Source organism: Aestuariispira insulae (genome assembly GCF_003385955.1).
Classification (GTDB): domain Bacteria; phylum Pseudomonadota; class Alphaproteobacteria; order UBA8366; family Aestuariispiraceae; genus Aestuariispira; species Aestuariispira insulae.
On sequence record NZ_QRDW01000002.1, the window covers coordinates 339,526 to 357,713 of the forward strand.

Annotated in this window: 16 protein-coding genes; 9 read left to right on the forward strand and 7 right to left on the reverse strand. The window is 57.5% G+C overall.

The genetic code is table 11. The features are described 5' to 3' along the window. Window positions 1-35 precede the first annotated feature (35 nt). Both DFP90_RS07605 and DFP90_RS07610 read right to left on the reverse strand, forming a co-directional pair. Complete coding sequence (locus DFP90_RS07605; protein WP_115935858.1) at window positions 36-2,174, reverse strand: TRAP transporter permease; 2,139 nt, start codon at window positions 2,172-2,174, stop codon at window positions 36-38. A gap of 89 nt (window positions 2,175-2,263) precedes the next feature. Beyond that, window positions 2,264-3,298 (reverse strand): TAXI family TRAP transporter solute-binding subunit, encoded by a 1,035-nt coding sequence (locus tag DFP90_RS07610; protein ID WP_245956996.1) that lies wholly within the window; start codon window positions 3,296-3,298, stop codon window positions 2,264-2,266. A gap of 474 nt (window positions 3,299-3,772) precedes the next feature. On the opposite strand from DFP90_RS07610, the gene DFP90_RS07615 reads away from it, so the two are divergent. From DFP90_RS07615 to DFP90_RS07625, 3 genes are all read left to right on the forward strand, one after another. Beyond that, the gene (locus DFP90_RS07615; RefSeq protein WP_115935859.1) at window positions 3,773-5,251 is read left to right on the forward strand and encodes an MFS transporter; all 1,479 of its coding nucleotides are present in this window, start codon (window positions 3,773-3,775) and stop codon (window positions 5,249-5,251) included. A 14-nt stretch (window positions 5,252-5,265) separates the two neighbouring features. Continuing rightward, complete coding sequence (locus DFP90_RS07620) at window positions 5,266-6,972, forward strand: bifunctional protein-serine/threonine kinase/phosphatase (RefSeq protein WP_115935860.1); 1,707 nt, start codon at window positions 5,266-5,268, stop codon at window positions 6,970-6,972. A gap of 91 nt (window positions 6,973-7,063) precedes the next feature. Beyond that, the gene (locus DFP90_RS07625; protein WP_181905240.1) at window positions 7,064-7,471 is read left to right on the forward strand and encodes a DUF3574 domain-containing protein; all 408 of its coding nucleotides are present in this window, start codon (window positions 7,064-7,066) and stop codon (window positions 7,469-7,471) included. A 2-nt stretch (window positions 7,472-7,473) separates the two neighbouring features. Here DFP90_RS07625 and DFP90_RS07630 read toward each other — a convergent pair whose 3' ends face one another. Then, window positions 7,474-7,809 (reverse strand): darcynin family protein, encoded by a 336-nt coding sequence (locus DFP90_RS07630; protein WP_115935862.1) that lies wholly within the window; start codon window positions 7,807-7,809, stop codon window positions 7,474-7,476. Window positions 7,810-7,898: 89 nt separating this feature from the next. Here DFP90_RS07630 and DFP90_RS07635 point away from each other — a divergent pair, with 89 nt between their 5' ends. Then, window positions 7,899-8,522, forward strand: a complete 624-nt coding sequence (locus DFP90_RS07635; RefSeq protein WP_115935863.1) for a TetR/AcrR family transcriptional regulator — start codon at window positions 7,899-7,901, stop codon at window positions 8,520-8,522. A gap of 115 nt (window positions 8,523-8,637) precedes the next feature. Then, entirely contained in the window at window positions 8,638-9,522 is an 885-nt protein-coding gene (locus DFP90_RS07640; RefSeq protein ID WP_147300969.1) for a type 2 periplasmic-binding domain-containing protein, read from the forward strand. A gap of 163 nt (window positions 9,523-9,685) precedes the next feature. Here the strand turns inward: DFP90_RS07640 and DFP90_RS07645 are convergent, their stop codons facing one another. Beyond that, the gene (locus tag DFP90_RS07645; RefSeq protein WP_218044612.1) at window positions 9,686-11,059 is read right to left on the reverse strand and encodes a sigma-54-dependent transcriptional regulator; all 1,374 of its coding nucleotides are present in this window, start codon (window positions 11,057-11,059) and stop codon (window positions 9,686-9,688) included. Beyond that, window positions 11,059-12,780, reverse strand: a complete 1,722-nt coding sequence (locus DFP90_RS07650) for a sensor histidine kinase (protein WP_181905241.1) — start codon at window positions 12,778-12,780, stop codon at window positions 11,059-11,061. The genes DFP90_RS07645 and DFP90_RS07650 overlap by 1 nt, the downstream gene beginning before the upstream one ends. A gap of 175 nt (window positions 12,781-12,955) precedes the next feature. Between DFP90_RS07650 and fdhD the strand changes: the two genes are divergently transcribed. The 3 genes from fdhD to mobA are packed head-to-tail and all read left to right on the forward strand — an operon-like array spanning window position 12,956 to window position 15,430. Beyond that, the gene (fdhD, locus tag DFP90_RS07655; protein WP_115936104.1) at window positions 12,956-13,864 is read left to right on the forward strand and encodes a formate dehydrogenase accessory sulfurtransferase FdhD; all 909 of its coding nucleotides are present in this window, start codon (window positions 12,956-12,958) and stop codon (window positions 13,862-13,864) included. Then, window positions 13,861-14,808 (forward strand): diguanylate cyclase, encoded by a 948-nt coding sequence (locus DFP90_RS07660; RefSeq protein WP_115935866.1) that lies wholly within the window; start codon window positions 13,861-13,863, stop codon window positions 14,806-14,808. Before fdhD ends, DFP90_RS07660 begins: the two co-directional genes overlap by 4 nt. Then, window positions 14,798-15,430 carry a molybdenum cofactor guanylyltransferase MobA gene (gene mobA, locus DFP90_RS07665; protein ID WP_115935867.1) on the forward strand — a complete coding sequence of 211 codons (633 nt, stop codon included), beginning with the start codon at window positions 14,798-14,800 and terminating at the stop codon, window positions 15,428-15,430. Before DFP90_RS07660 ends, mobA begins: the two co-directional genes overlap by 11 nt. A gap of 6 nt (window positions 15,431-15,436) precedes the next feature. On the opposite strand, the gene DFP90_RS07670 is transcribed toward mobA, so the two are convergent. Next, window positions 15,437-15,991 (reverse strand): hypothetical protein, encoded by a 555-nt coding sequence (locus tag DFP90_RS07670; protein ID WP_115935868.1) that lies wholly within the window; start codon window positions 15,989-15,991, stop codon window positions 15,437-15,439. A gap of 180 nt (window positions 15,992-16,171) precedes the next feature. Here DFP90_RS07670 and DFP90_RS07675 point away from each other — a divergent pair, with 180 nt between their 5' ends. Further along, a complete protein-coding gene (locus tag DFP90_RS07675; protein ID WP_218044613.1) occupies window positions 16,172-17,374 on the forward strand; it encodes a threonine ammonia-lyase in 1,203 nt (400 codons plus the stop codon). 36 nt (window positions 17,375-17,410) lie between these two features. On the opposite strand, the gene DFP90_RS07680 is transcribed toward DFP90_RS07675, so the two are convergent. After that, window positions 17,411-18,166 carry a substrate-binding periplasmic protein gene (locus DFP90_RS07680; RefSeq protein ID WP_181905242.1) on the reverse strand — a complete coding sequence of 252 codons (756 nt, stop codon included), beginning with the start codon at window positions 18,164-18,166 and terminating at the stop codon, window positions 17,411-17,413. Between the last annotated feature and the right edge of the window lie 22 nt (window positions 18,167-18,188).

Sequence of the window (18,188 nt, forward strand, 5' to 3'; positions counted from 1 at the left end):
CTGGCCGGGATCATCAGATCCCGGCCTTTCTTTTTCTAACGGGTCACAGCCTTGGCCATGCGGCCGCGTTTCAGGCTGATGGCAAAGAAAACCAGGAATCCGGTGGCAATGCCCAGATGGCTCAGTGTGTCCATCGGCCAGAGAAGGGCGACACCGAAGGCGGCGGCAATCGCCCGTTCGATCCAGCCCATGGGATATTCCATGCAACCTTGCAGGGCACCGGCCAGCGCATAGACCCCGACGACCGCAAAGGCAAAGATCTCCAGTGCCACCAGCGGTTCGCCGCCCAGGAAAGGCGTGTAGGCAAACAGAACCGGCACAATATAGAGGCCTTTGGCAATCTTCCAAGCGGTGACACCGGTCGCCATCTGCGGGGACTTGGCGATGGTGGCGGCGGCAAAGGCGGTCAGGCAGACCGGCGGCGTCACATTGCTGTCCTGGCTCAGCCAGAAAATGATCATATGGGCCGAGAGCAGGGCGGTGGTCAAAAGCGCCGGGGCCAGAGTCTGTTCCTGCATCAGCTGCAGCACTTCGGGCGATGTTTCACGCAAGCTGGCAATCAAGATACCCGCCTGATCCGGGCTCAATCCGCTCTCCAGGCTGGCGGCCATGTCCGGCTGGGCCAGCAGGATCATCATTTTGGCCGCTTCCGGAATGGCGGCGCCACTGGCCAGAGCATCCACCAGATAGCTGTCGGCCATTAGGTTATAGAGTGCCGGTGCCGACAGGGTGGCCAGCACGATGTAGGCCGCCGTCACCGGCAGGCCCATGCCCAAGACCAGAGAGGCCAGGGCGATCAGGATGATGGCGATCACCATATTGCCGCCAGCCCAGACCTGGATCATCTGGGAAAGCACATTGCCGACCCCCGTCATGGCGACCACATTGACAACCAGACCGACCGCGACCAGCAATACGGCGGTGGTGACCATGCTTTGCGCACCTTCAGAAAGGGCGTCGAGAATGCGCCGCGGGGTCATTTTATTGGGGGTGAGCCAGCTGCAGACGATCACAGCCAGGATGCCGATGGCGGCGGCATAGGTGGGGGTGAAACCGGCGATCAGAAGCCCGATCAAAACCATGATCGGCACCAGGAAGACCGCGCCGCCCTGTTTTAGAACGGTCATTAGTTTCGGCCCGTCATCGGCGGTGGCGGTCAGGCCCTGGCGCTTGGCCTCGATACGGACAAAAAACGCGACCGACAGGAAATAGAGCAGAGCAGGCAGGGCCGCGACCGCAACAATATGGGTGTAGGAAATCTGGGTATAGTTCGCCATGACAAAGGCGCCGGCTCCCATGATCGGCGGCATAAGTTGTCCGCCGGTGGATGAGGCGGCCTCAACCCCGGCGGCAAATTTCTTCGGGAAACCTGCTTTTTTCATCAAGGGGATGGTGATCACCCCGGTGGAAACCGTGTTGGCGACGGCGGATCCGGAGATGGTACCGGTCAGGCCGGAAGAAAGTACCGCAACAAGGCCCGGCCCGCCGACCATGCGACCCGCGACCGCACGGGCCAAAGCGACAATGAAATCGCCCGCGCCGGATTTAACCAGGAAAGCGCCGAACAGGATGAACATGAAAACAACGGTGGAGGAGATCCGGGCAATACCGCCAAACAGTGCATCATCGCCATAAACAGACCGGAACATCACCGTTTCGTTGGAAAGCCCCGTGAATTTGAAGACATTATCGAGCCAGCCGCCCCACAAGGTGACATAGGAGAGGGCTGTAATGATGATGGCTGGCACGATCCAGCCCGTGGTCCGCCTGGTATATTCAATCGCGCCCAGGATCAACAGCGCCCCCATGATCCATTCGGAGGTGGAAAGATGCACGCCGCGGTCATAAATCGCATCCTCGCGCCAGATCATGAAAAGGGCGGCAAAGGCGATCAGCAGGCCAAAGGCGACATCCAGCAGCAACAGCGCTTTTGATTTTGATCCTTTTATCAAAGGGAAGGTGACGGCACAAAGCAGGCCCAGCAGCGCAAAATGAAGCGCCGACTGCCAGAGCGTGGACAATGTGCCTAACGTATTGAAATAGATGTGAAGTAGGGAGATGCCGACACCGATCCAATAGACCGGCCGGTCGACCCAGGGATCCCGGGATCGCAAGAGGCTGCCACTGTCGCCCTCGGATGGTCCTGGGGGGCTGTTTTCCTGAATGTCGGTCATTACTCTCTCCCTGGCGGGCCTTGCTCAGCCCGGAAGGAGGGGCGGGTTGATCCCGCCCTCTCCGGATACAATTTTACTATGATTAAGACTTAGTTGGCGATCAGGTTCGCCGGCAGGTCCAGGCCCGCTTCCTTGTAATAGCGCGCCGCACCGGGATGCAGGGGCATCGGCAGGCCGTTGGTGGCAGCGTCCAGGCTCATGGCTTTGGTTGCTTTATGGATGGATTGCAGGAAGGGCAGGTTTTCATAGATCGTCTTGGTGATCATATAGACCGCTTCTTCATCCGCATCGGCGCGCACAGCCAGGAAGTTCGGCTGGGCGATGGTGTTCACATCATTAGCCTGGTTCGGATAGGTGCCGGCCGGGATCACATAACGGGTCCAAAGGTCCAGCCCGCCATTGGCGGTTTTCATCTGTTCGTCGGTGAAATTCAGCAGGACCGCGTCATCTTTCATGGCGGCGAAGGTTTTGGTCACAGCACCCACCGGTACACCGGCCGGGGTGGAGATACCGGCAACGGTACCATTCTGCAGGGCGTCACCACTGGGGCCATAGCCGAGATGAACCAGTTCGTAGGAGGCATCCAGATCAATGCCCAGGTTGGACAGAATGGTTTTGTTGGAACCCAGCGTGCCTGAGTTTTTCTTGCCGAGCGCCATTTTCAGGCCGTTCATGGCTTTCAGATCATCTACGGTGCCGGTTTTGGCATATTCTTTTTCAACAATGAAATGCTCGACATTCTGCCAAAGCATGGTGACGGAGCGCAGCTCTTTTTGCGGGCCGTCATTTGCCAACGGGCCGGTGCCGTTCCAGGCATAGGATCCATAAAGACCCTGAAGAATCGCAAACTGGGCTTCGTTTTCCCGCAGCAGCTTCACATTTTCGCCCGAACCGGCGGAGTTGATCGCGGACATGTTGATTTTATGCTTCGGCAGCAGTTTCACCTTCACCAGGGTGGCTAACGCCACGCCGACCGGATAATAGGTGCCGCCGGTGCTGGCGGTGGACAGAAGGAAGTTTTGCTCGGCTTTTGCCGGGCCGGTCAAAGCGGTCGCCGCGATCAGTGCGGAACCGGCCAGCATACCGAGTTTCTTGGCCAGTGATTTGGTGATACGAGCAGTCATGATTGTCTCCCTGTTGCTCCTTGTTTGATCCCTTCCGCCTCGCGTTGGGCGGTGTGCCCTGAACAGCAAGCGCTGTGCCAGAAGCTAGAGGAATCAGAAAATAACATAATTTCAATTTGTTAGATATGATTTAAAGCACATCGGCACGGGTGTTTCGGCGGATATCCGCCGACGCAGGACCAGCGACCGGCGGATATCCGCTTATCGTGCCGGTCTCATGAGAAATAATAAGACCAGCCAGCGAGTGGCAGGACTACTGATCGATAATTGTGCATCGCAACAAGTGCTGTGTAAAATTTAGGCTGTCTCTGTTGGGTGGGGAGGAGCAAATCTATTGATAAATTTATAAATAACAATGCATTACTTGGCTTCCCGGTCTCAGAATGAAAGTGGCATGCCCTTTGCGATTGCAGTGCAAAAAATCCAATGCGGGTGACCGTCCATTTTGCCAGTAAGTATGTGAGGCGTAAAAGCATGACATCACCAAAAAGACCGGAAATCGGCGCTTTTCTTTTCTCCAGTCGGGGGCAATGCCTCCATTATACCTGGATCGCTTTTTTCATCACCATCCTGGTTTGGTTCAACCATGCGCCCCTTATGGCGGCCATACGCGATACCCTGGGCCTCCCGGATAATGTGGTGAAGGCGATATTGATCCTGAATGTGGCGCTGACCATACCGGCCCATATAGCGATTGGCCGTTTGGTGGATCGGTTTGGCCCGTCTGTTGTCTTTTCCTGCCTTTTGGCTTTGTCGGGATTGCTCAGCTTTGCTTTTGCGCTGGCGGACGATCTGGTCTTGCTGTTGGTCCTGCGGTTTTTGTTGGGTCTGTCCGGGGCCGGGTTTGTGGTTGGTATCAGGATGATCGGAGAATGGTTCCCGGCCCGTGAAGTTGGGTTGGCCGAAGGGGTCTACGCCGGCTGGGGGGCGCTTGGATCCGCATTGGCGGCAATGGCGTTACCTGCTGTTGCGCTGGCTTTTGGCGGGGCGGAGGGCTGGCGTTATGCGGTGGCGGTGACCGGGTTTGTCGCTCTGATTTATGCGGGCATCTATTACCTGTCGGTCCGGGATACCCCGCCGGGTGCAACCTATTTCAAACCCAGGCAGATGGGCGCAATCGAGGTCACCAGTCGTCGCGACTTTCTCTTATGTCTGATGACACTTGCACCGGTCTATGGCGCGCTGGCGGCGGTGAATTGGCTGCTGGGTCCAGATGCCCTGGTCATTCTGCCTGAACCTGTTGGGCGGGCAGTTTACGGCGGGCTGTTGTTGGCCTTCCTTTACCGGGGATACCGCCTTTATTGGGGAAACCGCGATGTGTTCTCTCGCCCGGCGGATCCGTTCCATCAGTATGACTTTACACAGGTTACGGTTCTCTGTTTGGTCTATTGCGTGACGTTCGGCGCGGAATTGTCGGTTTTGTCGGTCCTGCCGCTTCATTTCCAGGGGCTCTATGACCTGACCCTGGTACAGGCGGGGATGCTCTCCGCCGCTTTTGCGTTGATGAATTTGGCCTCCCGGCCACTGGGCGGTTGGCTTTGTGACAGCTATGGCCGTAAGAAATCTCTGGTATTGCTGTTGCTGGGGGCGGGGGTCGGTTTCTTGCTGATGTCCCAGATGGCCGGGTCATGGCCGCTTGCGCCGGTCATCGTGGTGACAATGGTCAGCGCGTTTTTTGTGCAGGCGGGCAGTGGGGCGGTCTTTGCCATTGCGCCGTTGATCAAACGGCGGCTGACCGGTCAGATCGCGGGGCTTATCGGGGCCTATGGTATTTCGGGCGCGATCTTCTTTCTGATGATTTTTGCCCTGCTGACAGTGCAGATGTTTTTTTTGATGATCACCTGGCTGGCCATTGCGGCCGTGTTTATTGTGCTGCTGCTGCTGGTTGAACCGAGGGGGCAGACCGCTGAGATCCTGCCCGATGGCACGGTCCAGATGATTGATGTCGGCTGAGGGGCGGGTGAGGTATGAAACTTTCCATAGGACAGCATTCAACAGCCGGGCGGAAAAACCGCAATGAGGATTCCTTTGGCATTTTGATGCCGAAAGGGTCTCTGCTGTCGGCCAAGGGCGTGGCCATCACCCTGGCTGACGGTATGAGCGGGTCCGAGGCGGCGCGCATCGCCTCGGACACCTGCGTCAAAGGGTTTCTGACCGACTATTACGACACGCCGGAAAGCTGGTCGGTTCAGCAATCCGCGGAACAGGTGCTGGGCTCACTGAACCGCTGGCTCCATGCCCAGGGGCAGTCGGCCTATCTGGCCAGGTGCGGTATGGTCAGCACCTTTTCCGCGATCATCCTGAAACAGGATGGCGGGCATCTTTTCCATGTGGGCGATTCCAGGATCTATCGGCTGCGTGACGGTGCTTTGGAACAATTGACCCGGGATCACAGGATCCCGGCTGGCAAGGGGCAATCCTACCTGTCGCGCGGCATGGGGGCTGATCCCGATCTGGATGTGGATTACCGTTGCCTGGCGCTGGAGGAGGGCGACATCTTTGTTCTGACCACGGATGGGGTGCATGAATATGCCGCGGCCAATGACATGGTACGTCTGGTGACGGGAAATCTTGAGGATCTGGATCAGGCGGCACGCTATGTGACCGATGCGGCTTTTGCCGCTGGCAGCAACGACAACCTAACCTGCCAGATTGTCCGGATAGATGCGCTGGACCGGGACGGTGAGGCCGCGCACCTGTCCGGCCTTTCGGCTTTGCCCTTTCCGCCGCCACTGGATCCGGGGATGATCCTGGACGGCTATCGCATCATCCGGGAGATCCACGCCAGCCAGCGAAACCAGGTCTATCTGGCGGAAGATCTGCTAAGTGGACTGCGGGTTTGTTTGAAAACGCCGTCGCTTAGTTACGCCGATGATGCGGACTATATAGAAGCCTTCCAGCGCGAAGACTGGGCGGGCCGCCGGGTCACAAGCCCGCATCTTTTGAAAGTGCTGGCCCCATCGCGGGAGCGCAGCTGCCTCTATTCCGTCTCGGAATTCGTGGATGGTTTGACCCTTCGGCAATGGCTTTATGATCACCCCGAGGCAGAGCTTGCCACGATCCGGGATATTCTCGGGCAATTGGCCAAGGGATTAAGGGCGTTGCATCGCCGTGAGATGATCCATCAGGATCTGAAACCTGAAAATGTGATGATCGACCGGGACGGGGTGGTGAAAATTATCGATTTCGGCTCGGTGCGCCTTACCGGGGTGGATAAACAAGGGGGCGGGGCGATGGTGGTTCCCGGCGGCACCCAAAGCTATCGCGCACCGGAATATCTGTTGAAAGGTTCGGCTGACCGGCGGGCCGACCTCTATTCCCTAGGTGTGCTCGCCTATGAAATGATGACCGGGGCATTGCCCTATGGCAAAGGTTTTGCCAACGCCGCCAGCATACATCGGCTGGATTACCGCCCGGCCAGCCGGATCAATCCCGATGTGCCATATTGGGTTGATGGTGCGCTGAAAAAGGCCGTGGCAAAGGAGCCGGGCCGCCGCTATGCGGTTCTGTCAGAATTTATTGCCGATCTGTCCAAGCCCAATCCGGCCTTTCGGCCTTTTGAGCAACAGCCGTTTCTGGAACGGGACCCGGTTCGTTTCTGGCAGTGGACATCCTTGGTTCTGGCCATGATCGCGGCGGGTCTGCTTGGCTGGGTCGTCCTGTTAAAGACATGACCGGATCACCGGCGGATAATCAATTAATGATTGAAAGTGACAAAAAGCTTCCCTTAAATGGAGTTCAAATCCAAAGCGGGGAGGGATGCAGATGATCCGACGATTAACAATAGTGATGGGGATGCTTTTGCTGGCATCTTGCGCGGGTGGCGCGCCCGATACCGCCTGCCAGGGCACCTCTATGACCGAAACCAAGCTGTTTTTCGGTCTGAGCATCCCGGAAGGCGGCACGGTAAGCGAGCGTCAATGGACCGCCTTTGTTGACAAAGAGATTGTGCCGGTTTTTTCCGAAGGTTTTACAGTCGCTGACGGGCAGGGCTTCTGGAAAGACAGCCAGACCGCACTCACCATCACGGAACGGAGCAAAATGGTGATCCGGGTCCATGGCGATGATGAGGCGTCGGAACAGGGGATCACCCGAATTATTGACCGGTATAAGGCTGAATTTAAACAGCAATCCGTGATGCGGGTGGATGCGCCAAGCTGCGTATTTTTTTAATCTCAACCGTTGTTCCGCATGGCCTCAAACTGTTTGTAGCCGTCTTCGATGGCGGGGATGATATCCACCAGGGTGAACCAGGGCTCGGTGAAAAATGACGAATCCCGCAATGCATCCATGAAAAATTGATATCGGTTCAACTGTTTGGTTTCGAAAACCGCGATATCGGAACAGCGGCCGCTGAAAGCCTCGCTGTCATAAAAGCGCATTTCAATGCCATATTCCCACAGCAGCGGCAGCATCTCATCCTCTGTGATCCTATTGCGCTCGGCTCTGCTCAGGCGCAGCCAGGCCGGTGTGGCGTTGATCAACATGAAAACAGTCATTTTGGGATCCATTATTGGAAGCCTTTCATCTTGAATTGCAGGTCAGATGATTATATGCGAGTAATTGCTCATATTTTACTCGCCTTTCCGGATCATGACGGATGTTCAGAAAAACAAGCTTGAAGCCCCGAAAAAAACCGCGGCAGGCGCGATCCAGCCAGTTGGTGGATGTGATCCTCCAGGCGGCGGCTCGCATTTTGGAACGGGAAGGCTTGACCGGATATAACAGCAACCGGATCGCCGAGGTGGCGGGGGTGAGTATTGGGTCCTTTTATCAGTATTTCCCCAACAAGGAGGCGGTAACTGCTCAATTGATCCGCCAGAGCCAGGAGCAGCTTATCGAAGGGGTCAGCGCAGTCCTGGATCAATCCGGGGACGAGGCGTTTGAAACTGCCATGGCCCGTCTTTTGGCGGTTGTCACGGACTATCAGCTGCAACGGCCGGCCCTGGCCGCAGCCCTGGACCGGGAAGAGGCCCGGTTGCCGGTGGATGAGATCATTCAGGAGAGCCGTGCCCGCATCATGGATCGTCTCGTCTTATTCTTTCAGACGCGCGGCCTGATCCCGCTGCAGGGCACCCTGCATGACGTGGTTGCTGACATCATCACCATCTGCCGGGCCTTGTGTGATGCCACTCTGGACGGCCCGCCGGTGACAAGGGAGGCGCTTTTGCAACGTCTGTCCTTTGCGGTCATGGGCTATCTTGGCCAGGCAACGCGGCGTTGATGGAAAGGGGGTATTGGAATAAAACCGTTAGCTAAATATTTACTCTCGTCCGTTACTAATCTGGAATAGTTTCTTGAGGGTTTGTATGTCTTCTTCTGGCGGGGCTTTCAGGTTGTTGTGCATTTTTCTCCGGTTTGCCGCTGTTGCAATGGCAATGGTGCTGGCAATGGTTCTGGGCGTGTCGGGGCCTGCGCAGAGCCAAGAACGCATTGTGACCAATGCGGTGATGGATGAAGATGACAAACGGGAAAACTATCCCTATATCCTGCTGCATGAGGCCATGGAACGCACCGTGGCGGACTATGGGGCATATGAGATTGTGCCCTATGGCTTGTTACTGCAACGGCAACGAGCCTTGATTGAGCTGGAGCGTGGCACGCTTGATGTTTTTTCCACGGCCACCCAACCTGCCTGGGAAGAGAGGCTCCGGACGGTACGTATCCCGTTGCGCAAGGGCATCCTGGGGTATCGCCTGTTCTTGATCCATAAGGACCGGCAGCCCGTTTTCAGCGATATTCGCGAGATCGATCTGTTGCGTCAAATGCGCCTTGGCAGCGGTGCGCAATGGAGCATCACCAAGGTTTTTGACCAATTAGGGTTCAAGATTGTCCGTATCAACAGCTATGAGGCCCTGTTCAGGGCCTTGATTGCGGGGCGATTTGACTATTTCCCCCGCGGTGTGAATGAGATCTTCCACGAATATGATGGCAGGACCGAGAAACTGCCGGAAATGGCGATTGAGGCGGATTTGGCGCTTTACATGCCGCTGCCGACCTATTTCTTTGTGGCGCCGGGCCGGGAGCGGCTGGAACAGCGTTTGACGGCTGGGCTGGAGATGATGGTGGCGGATGGCTCTTTTGAAGATCTGTTTTTGAAACATCATGGACCGAGCCTGAAAAAGGCACGGCTTGCCCATCGCCGGATCTTCCGGCTGGAAAATCCCGACCTGTCGACGGAAACCCCGCTGGAACGGCCGGAATTGTGGTATGCGCCGCAATAGGGACGTCATCCGCCTTCAACATCGTTGAGCGGCGTGTAATTCTCGGTCATCAGGGGGAGGGCGTGGCCTGCCCGGACAGGAAGTCCAAACCGGGTGAGAATTACCAGGACAGGCAATGTCCCCCCTATCCTCATGACGGCCTCATCAGGCGCAGGCCTTTCGGTTAGAGAAAATCTTCCCGTTTCAACCCAAGTTTCTGCATCTTCTCATTCAGCGTCCGTCGGGGTAATGAAAGTTCTTCCATGACCGACAGTATATTGCCCTGATGACGCAGCAGGGATTCACCGATCAGGCGTTTTTCATGCCTGCGCATCCGGCTGGCCAGATCCCCGGCTTCTTCGACGTTGGAATGTGTTTGGCGGGTGAGCAAAGTCGCCAGCTGGACGGATGGATCACGCCGCCGGGCCAGGCAAAATCTTTCGGCGATATTCTTCAATTCCCGCACATTGCCCGGCCAGTCATAATCAACCAGCACTCGGTTTTCAGACAATGACAGGGGCAGGGTTCCCCGATCTGTTTCACCGTTTCGAAACCGGTCCAGGAAATGCTCGAACAGAAGCGGGATGTCTTCCGCCCGGTCGCGCAGGGGGGGAAGGGTCAATTCGGCGACATTGAGCCGGTAATAGAGATCCGCACGGAAACGGCCCCGTTCGCTCTCTTCCACCAGATTGGCCTTGCTGGCGGCCATCAGGCGGATATCCACCGGGATCCGCTTGTTTGAACCAAGCCGCTCAATGGCCCGATCTTCCAGGGCGCGCAAAAGTTTTGATTGCAGGGAAAGCGGCATGCTTTCCACTTCATCCAGGAACAGGCTGCCGCCACTGGCATGCTCAATCCGGCCGACCCGCAGGTTTCCGGCGCCGGTAAAGGCACCGGCTTCATTGCCGAACATTTCCGCCTCGATCAGGTTCTCCGGCAAGGCGGCGCTGTTGAGCGCAACAAAATTGCCGGTAGCACGATGCCCCAAGTCATGCAGGCAACGGGCGACCACTTCCTTGCCGCTGCCGGTCTCGCCCTGGATCAGGACCGAGCTGTCGCTGTCGGCCAGATAGAGGATTTCCTCCCGCAGGGCCTGGATGGCGGCGCTGGTGCCGACCAAACGACGGCTGATTTCCTGCTCGGCACTGGCCGATGTTCCCTGGAGCCGGCGGAGTTCCAGAGTCAGGCGGCGTTTTTCGCAGGCGCGCCGAACCCCGTTGGCGATCCGGTCCGGAGGAAAGGGCTTTTCGACAAAATCATAGGCACCGTCACGCATGGCCTCGACCGCCATGGCCACATCGCCATGGCCGGTAATCACAATGACCGGCAAATCCGGATCAATGGCCAGGGCCTGGCGCATCAGGTCCAGGCCGTTGAGGCCGGGCATCTTCACGTCGGTCACCAGGATGCCGTCAAAATCGGTGGCGATACGCGACAGAATATCATCGCCAGGCCCCAGGTCGGTGACCGAATACCCCGCAAGCCCCAGATATTGCGCGACGGATTCGCGCATGGCCGCTTCGTCATCGACAAACAGGACGTGGCCCATATTTTCCATCAGGCGACCTCCGCATGGGGTTGTTTTGTTTCGTACACGGGCAGGGCGATGCGAAAGACCGCGCCGCCGCCCAGTGCATTGCGGGCCGAGATGCTGCCGCCAAAATCCCGGATGATTCCATAGGAAAGGGAGAGGCCGAGCCCCAGGCCCTTGCCCACCTCCTTGGTGGTGAAGAAGGGATCAAACAGCTGGTCCAATTCTTCGGCGGGGATGCCGGGGCCATTGTCGGCAAATTCAATCACATGGAAGCCATCCTCGGACTCCAGCCGGATTGTGAGGGATTTGTTGTTTACGCCTTCCATCGCATCAAGGGCATTGCGCGCCAGGTTGATAAAGACCTGTTCCAGGCGCACCGTATCGCCCAGGATATCGGCCTGTCCTTCGGGAATAATGGTCTCGACGGAAACTTCGCGTAACCTCAATTCCGGCTCCAGCAGGGTTAGCGCATTGTTGACAGCCTTGCCGATCGGGGTCGGTTCCAGTTGTTTCGGGCTTTTCCGGGCAAATTGTTTTAGATGGCCGGTGATCTGGGCCATCCGGTCGACCAGACCGTTCATTTTCGAAACCGTGTCGCTGGCCTGGTCCGGGGCGTCACGCCCGATCAGCATCAAAGCGCTGGCGGCATAGGTGCGCATGGCAGCCAACGGTTGGTTCAGCTCATGGGCGATGGCGGCCGACATCTGGCCCAGCGCTGCCAGCTTGCCCGCTTGGACCAGAGAGCTTTGGGCTTCCTGTAATTCCCGGGTACGTTCCTCGATCCGTGCTTCCAATTCGGCACGCGATAATCGCCGCAACTTGCGTGTATGCAATCGCTGGCGCCAGTAAAGGCCGGCAAAGACCAGGGCCAGGGCGATGATCCCGGTCATGATGCGCGCGGCGGCGACATCGGCGTTGATCACGTTGTCGGGGGCCAGGAAATACATCGACCAGCCGAAATCGGGCAAAGGCGTGGCATGGGCGAAATAGAGCCCGGGCGGCTTGGTGGATTGCAGGGGCGCATTGGTTTCCGGCTGGACCGATACAGGCTGCAGGCCGCCGGATGGAGGGCCCTGGTCGCGCCAGTTCATCAGCAACGGGTCGGTCTGGTTATATTGCCGTGTTTTATTCAGGGTGAGGCGCAAATCATCAGGCAGTGGGCGCAAGCTGTGATAACGCCAGGCTTCCTGACTGGACAGCACGATGACACCGTTTTCATCGGCAACAAAGATGCTTTCACCGCCCGAAGCCCAGTCATGTTGTAACGGGTCCAGATCGACCTTGACCACAGCAACACCAACAATTTCGTCACTCAGGCGGATCGGATAGGACAGGAAATAGCCCGGCTGGTTGGTGGTGACGCCGATGGCAAAATACCGTCCGGGATCGCCTCTGGCGGCGATCTGGAAATAGGGGCGGAAATGGTAATTCTGGCCGACAAAGGATTCCGGTGTGCGCCAGTTGCTGGCCGCGACCGTGGTGCCTTCGGCATCGAGGACATAAAGCGCCGCCGCCCCGGCCTCGTCATTCATCCGTTCCAGATACTCATTGGCCGCCCGCTGGATCGCCTCTTGTCCGGGGGCCAGCATCAGGCCCAGAATGCGTGCTTCTTCCGCGACCACGAAGGGCAGATAGTCAAAACGGCTGAGGGCGGCCTTGAGGCTGCTGGCATAGAGGGTTGTGCGCTGTTCCGCGTGAACGGAAAGATCGTTCAGCGATTGGATAGCGACGATGCGGCCCGCCATCCAAATTGCCAGAATAGAGGCTGTCAGGATAGCAAGGGTCCGGAAGATGAGTTTCCCGTAAGACATGGGCCGATACTGAGGAAGAATAAAGGTAAGCGCAAGCATGATCGGCAAAAATCCGCCGATGGCATCATCCTGGCTTGTGCCGAACCGGCGGCAGGACCATATTACCGGCATGACTGATGATTTTCTGATCAAGCCGGATCCGTCCGATCCCAGGTTGACCCGCAAGGTGATGGGCACCGACCATGAAGGCCGGGCCATTGAGACCACCGTTGTGGTAGAACGGCCGCTGACCCTGTTCCTTAATGGACAGGAGATCGTCACCAATATGACCATCGGCGATCATCCCGATTATCTGGCGGTGGGCTATCTGCTGAACCAGAATATGCTGCAGGCGGATGATGTCATCACCGCCATTGATTTTGACGAGGATCTGGAGACCATCGTTGTCCGGACCGAGCGCGAAACCGATTACGAAGATAAGCTGAAAAAGAAGACCCGCACATCGGGCTGCGCCCAGGGCACGGTCTTTGGCGATCTGATGGAAAAGTTTGAAGAGGTGCGGTTTGACGGCAATGCCCGCCTCAACACCTCCTGGCTCCATCAGCTGACCAAGAAAATCAACACCCAGCCCAGCCTGTATCTGGAAGCAGGTGCGATCCATGGCTGTGTGCTGTGCGAGGAAGACCGCCCCCTGGTCTATATGGAGGATGTCGGTCGCCACAATGCGGTGGATAAGATCGCCGGTTACATGTTCCTGAATAATATCGATCCGGCCAATAAGATTTTCTATACAACTGGCCGTCTGACATCAGAAATGGTGATTAAGACCGTGCAGATGGGCATACCCATTCTCATCTCCCGATCCGGCTTCACCGCCTGGGGCGTGGAATTGGCGCAGCAGGCCAATCTGACATTGATCGGTCGCGCCCGGGGTAAGCGGTTTGTCGCGTTGAGCGGGGCGGAACGCATCCACTATGACCTGGATCCGACGGCCCTGGAGGATGAGCCCGAGCGGCCGGGCCGCAAGGGCGAGGATGGGCGCTCCGGCTGGCGGAAAAAGCAACAGGGGGCCGTATGACCGATTCCGATCCCGCTTTTGGCTCAGGACCGTCCGATGTATTTGGCCATGAGCCGCATGATGCCCAGGATGTGCTGGAAGCGATCGACCTGGCGCTGGATGATCACCGGCTCTGGATGAAAAGCTGGCACAAGGGGGTGGTCTGCCGCCTGAAACCAGCGCCGGAAATCCTGGCCAAGAAACCCCATCAGGAGACCAGGTTCGGAATCTGGCTGGAAACATATCGGGACAGGGGGCTCATGAAGCAACCGGCCTTCCGGGAATTGGAAGCTGCGTTCACGGATCTGACGGCTTTTGCCCGGTTCCTGGCGCTGCGATCCCAGGATGGCCAGCCGATCCCGCCGGAGGAATATGACGCGCTGGGCGACAAGGAAGACCGGTTTGTCAGCCAGGCACGGCGGCTGCAGGATGCGTTCCGCAAGGCGGTTTCCGAGCTGGATCCGCTGACTGGGCTGAGCAACCGGCAGGTGATGCTGCGCGAGTTGGCGGCGGAATATGAACGTGCGGTTCGTTCCGGAGCCGCTTGCTGTATCGCGCTTTCCGATATCGACCATTTCAAGAATGTGAATGACACTTACGGCCATGCTGTGGGCGACCAGGTCCTGATCCAGGTGGCGGGGCGCCTGCTGTCGCGCCTGCGGCCTTACGACAATATCTACCGCTATGGCGGTGAGGAATTCCTGATCGTGCTGCCCAATGCCAATGAAGCGACAGCCATGATGGTGCTGGAGCGCCTGCGCCACGCCCTGGCGGAAAAACCGTTGCAGTTGGAAGATGGAAAAGAACTTTCCATCACGTCATCCTTCGGTCTGGCCATGGTGAGCCAAGACGCGGAACTAAAGGATGTTATCGAGCGGGCCGACGCGGCGCTTTATCATGCCAAACAAAAGGGCCGGAACCGGGTTGCCGCCTGGACCGGGGATATGACCAATCATGACGGATGACTTTTTTGGCCCAGTGCTCGGGCTGGTCCTTGCGGGCGGGCTTGCCCGGCGCATGGGCGGCGGCGACAAATGCCTGCGTATGCTCGGCGGCGAGCCGATCCTTGGCCATATCCTGGATCGACTGGCCCCTCAGGTGGACGGTGTGGTGCTGAACGCCAATGGGGACCAGGCCAGGTTTGATGCTTTTGGCCTGCCGGTGGCCAGCGATGTGGTCGAAGGATTTGCCGGTCCGCTGGCAGGGGTTTTAACCGGGCTTGATTGGGCGGCGGCAAACCGGCCAGACGTGAAATGGATGGTCAGCGTGCCGGGTGACGGGCCGTTCCTGCCCCGGGATCTGATCGTTCGTTTCAAGGCCGCAGTTATAGCGGAAGGGGCGGATCTGGCCTGTGCCACCCGCCATGGCCGGACCCAGCCCGTGGTCGGTCTCTGGCGGGTCGATTTGCGCGAGGATCTCCGGCGCGCCATGCTGGAAGAGGACCTCCGGAAAGTGGATCTTTGGACCGCGCGCCACCGTTTGGTGGAAGTGGCCTTTGACGAGGGCGATGTTGATCCCTTCTTCAACACCAACCGTCAGGAAGACTTGGCGGAAGCGGAGCGGTTGATTTCATCCTCTTGCGGATAATCGCTGTCACAGCATTTCGGTTTCGCCAAGAATGTTGGATGGATTGGTATCAATGATGCCGACAATATGGGTGATGTCGCCATGCGCATTGCCCAGCGGCGCGTCGAGGGATTCAAAGCCGATATCCATGAAATTCAGGGTCATCAATGTGCCCTGGCAGTGGCTGCATAGGCGGTTTTTGGCGACAGTGGCGTAATATTGGGCCAGCTTGGCATTTTCCTGTTCGAATTGGCTGCTGGCTTCAGTGAGGTTGGTGGAAAATTCCGAACCGGTATTCTTGCCGCCCAGGATCATGCGGGCCATATGGCCCCGTCCGCCAAACAGAAACCGGCCTTCGCCGATCACATCCACCCGGAAGATATTGGGCTGCAGCTCATCATGGGGGAAACTGTCAAACGCATCAATCCCAGGCAGCTCCGGCCCAAAGGATCGCCACCAATTAAAAAACTTTCGGATCATCGGTGATTGGATCCGGCTGGCATCTTCCAGAACTTCCACCGATTCCAACTGGTAACGGTAGTTTTTCTCACCTGCCTTGCGGCCGGGATCCTTGCTTTTCATCGCGAGACCGTCTCCGTGATGAGGGAGGGAACCCGGAATTGATGGGTAGTCCCAGTATCTAATCAGTCTCTAACATGTTCGCTCCGGCGGCAAGGGGAACAGAGATTATCCTCGACCTGGCGGGCGGGAAAGGCTATCCCCATGATCCAGTTCAGCGTTTAAGTAGCGGGAATGCTAGTTATGACCCTTACCCTGGCCGACATACAAGCGGCAGCCAAAGCGATCAGCGGCTCGATTTTGGAAACCCGATGCCGTCCGGCAGAGACGCTCAGCCGGATCACCGGCGCCAGCATCTTTGTGAAATTTGAAAACCGGCAGTTTACCGCCTCCTTCAAGGAGCGTGGCGCGCTGAACCGGCTATTGGCCCTGTCGGATGAAGAGCGCCGCGCCGGTGTGATCGCCATGTCAGCCGGCAATCATGCGCAGGGTGTTGCCTATAACGCGGCCAGGCTGGGCATTCCGGCAACCATCGTCATGCCGGAAAACACGCCCTCGATTAAGGTGGAACATACGGAAGATCATGGTGCCACCGTGGTCCTGCACGGTGCGGTCCTGGCCGAAGCATCCGACCATGCCATGAAGCTGGCGGAAGAAAACGGGTATACCTTTATCCATCCATATGATGATCCGCTGGTGATCGCCGGTCAGGGGACCATTGCGCTGGAGATGCTGGCGGCGGTGCCGGATCTTGAATATCTGGTGGTGCCGATCGGAGGCGGGGGGCTGATTTCCGGTATGGCGGTCGCGGCCAAGGCGATCAACCCGGATATCCACCTGATCGGTGTGCAGACCAGCTTATACCCGTCCATGGCCGATATCCTGGCCGGGCGTGAACCCAAAGTAGGCGGTTCGACCATTGCCGAAGGGATCGCGGTCAAATATCCGGGGCATATCACCCGTGAGATTGTGCGCGACCTGGTGGATGACATCATCCTGGTGGAGGAAAGCCACCTGGAACAGGCGATCTCTTTGCTGGCAGGCGTTGAAAAAACCGTCGCTGAAGGGGCCGGTGCTGCCGGGCTTGCCGCAGTCCTGAAAGAGCCCGCACGTTTTAGCGGGAAAAAGACCGGACTGGTGATTTCCGGCGGTAATATCGACCAGCGTCTTCTGGCAACAGTCTTGATGCGCGATCTGGTGAGCCAGGGCCGCCTGACCCAGTTGCGCATTGCTATGACGGACCGGCCCGGCGAGCTTTCGCGTGTTTCCAAACTGATCGGGGAGTTGGGCGGCAATATCGTTGAACTGTCGCACCAGCGTGTCTTCAATACCCTGTCCGCGAAGGACACCTCGATTGAGGTGGTCGTTGAGACACGGGACAAGGATCAGTTGGATGCGATCGTCAAAGGGCTGGAAGAGGACGGCTTTGTGGTCGGATATTTCTGATATCAGTTAGGCGATGTCCGGAGCCGGGCACACCATTCAATATTGGTGAGCCTGTTCAACCATATGCTGGTAGGTGCCGTCCGCCTTGACCTCTGCCAGGCCCTTGTTGAAGGCTTTGAGAAGGATCTCGGGTTTTTCTGCATGGCGGCTGAAGATCACATGAAAGCTTTGTTTCTCAAGGGGGGCGGGGTGATAGGTGATCAGGTCTCGAACCTGTTTGCTGAAGCGTTTTTTCAGGGCATATTCCACTTCTCCACGGATCCGAGGATAAAGGTCGATCTTTCCTTCCAACAGCAGCCGGACATTGACGCCTAGCCCCCGGCCGGATGCCAGGTAATAGTGGTTTTCCTCTCCCAGGCGCAAGAATTCCTCGGGATAGATGAAGGTGGCATCGATCCCGATGGTTTTGCCCCGGAGGTCTTCTAGCTGGGACCAATTGAAGGGCTTGCTTTTTAGGTGATAGAAATAGCGGCTTTTCTCCGCGACGCTGTCGGAAAAGAGAAAATCCTTTTCGCGCCCTTGGCCGGGAATAGAGAAAAAGACCCCGTCTACGCTGCCGGTTTTGCCTTCCTGCAGGGCGCGTTTCCAGGGGCGGATGCGGATTTCTGCGTCATATCCCACACGTTTGAAGATTTCCCGGATCAATGCCGGACCAATGCCGCCGCCGGGCAGGTCTTCGCTGGTGTAGGGTGGCGCTTCCCCGGCATTCATCAGAATGGGGGGCAGATCCGACGCCCGCACAGACCAAGGCGCCAGACAGATCAGTCCGGTTAACAGATACAGCCAATTCACTCTCATCCTGGGATTTAGAGGG

What these genes read in the sequence shown, in the direction of transcription:
- DFP90_RS07605 (WP_115935858.1), bottom strand. Translation starts at nt 2,174, where the DNA reads ATGACCGACATTCAGGAAAACAGCCCCCCAGGACCATCCGAGGGCGAC.
- DFP90_RS07610 (WP_245956996.1), bottom strand. Translation starts at nt 3,298, where the DNA reads ATGACTGCTCGTATCACCAAATCACTGGCCAAGAAACTCGGTATGCTG.
- DFP90_RS07615 (WP_115935859.1), top strand. Translation starts at nt 3,773, where the DNA reads ATGACATCACCAAAAAGACCGGAAATCGGCGCTTTTCTTTTCTCCAGT.
- DFP90_RS07620 (WP_115935860.1), top strand. Translation starts at nt 5,266, where the DNA reads ATGAAACTTTCCATAGGACAGCATTCAACAGCCGGGCGGAAAAACCGC.
- DFP90_RS07625 (WP_181905240.1), top strand. Translation starts at nt 7,064, where the DNA reads ATGATCCGACGATTAACAATAGTGATGGGGATGCTTTTGCTGGCATCT.
- DFP90_RS07630 (WP_115935862.1), bottom strand. Translation starts at nt 7,809, where the DNA reads ATGGATCCCAAAATGACTGTTTTCATGTTGATCAACGCCACACCGGCC.
- DFP90_RS07635 (WP_115935863.1), top strand. Translation starts at nt 7,899, where the DNA reads ATGTTCAGAAAAACAAGCTTGAAGCCCCGAAAAAAACCGCGGCAGGCG.
- DFP90_RS07645 (WP_218044612.1), bottom strand. Translation starts at nt 11,059, where the DNA reads ATGGAAAATATGGGCCACGTCCTGTTTGTCGATGACGAAGCGGCCATG.
- DFP90_RS07650 (WP_181905241.1), bottom strand. Translation starts at nt 12,780, where the DNA reads ATGGCGGGCCGCATCGTCGCTATCCAATCGCTGAACGATCTTTCCGTT.
- fdhD (WP_115936104.1), top strand. Translation starts at nt 12,956, where the DNA reads ATGACTGATGATTTTCTGATCAAGCCGGATCCGTCCGATCCCAGGTTG.
- DFP90_RS07660 (WP_115935866.1), top strand. Translation starts at nt 13,861, where the DNA reads ATGACCGATTCCGATCCCGCTTTTGGCTCAGGACCGTCCGATGTATTT.
- mobA (WP_115935867.1), top strand. Translation starts at nt 14,798, where the DNA reads ATGACGGATGACTTTTTTGGCCCAGTGCTCGGGCTGGTCCTTGCGGGC.
- DFP90_RS07670 (WP_115935868.1), bottom strand. Translation starts at nt 15,991, where the DNA reads ATGAAAAGCAAGGATCCCGGCCGCAAGGCAGGTGAGAAAAACTACCGT.
- DFP90_RS07675 (WP_218044613.1), top strand. Translation starts at nt 16,172, where the DNA reads ATGACCCTTACCCTGGCCGACATACAAGCGGCAGCCAAAGCGATCAGC.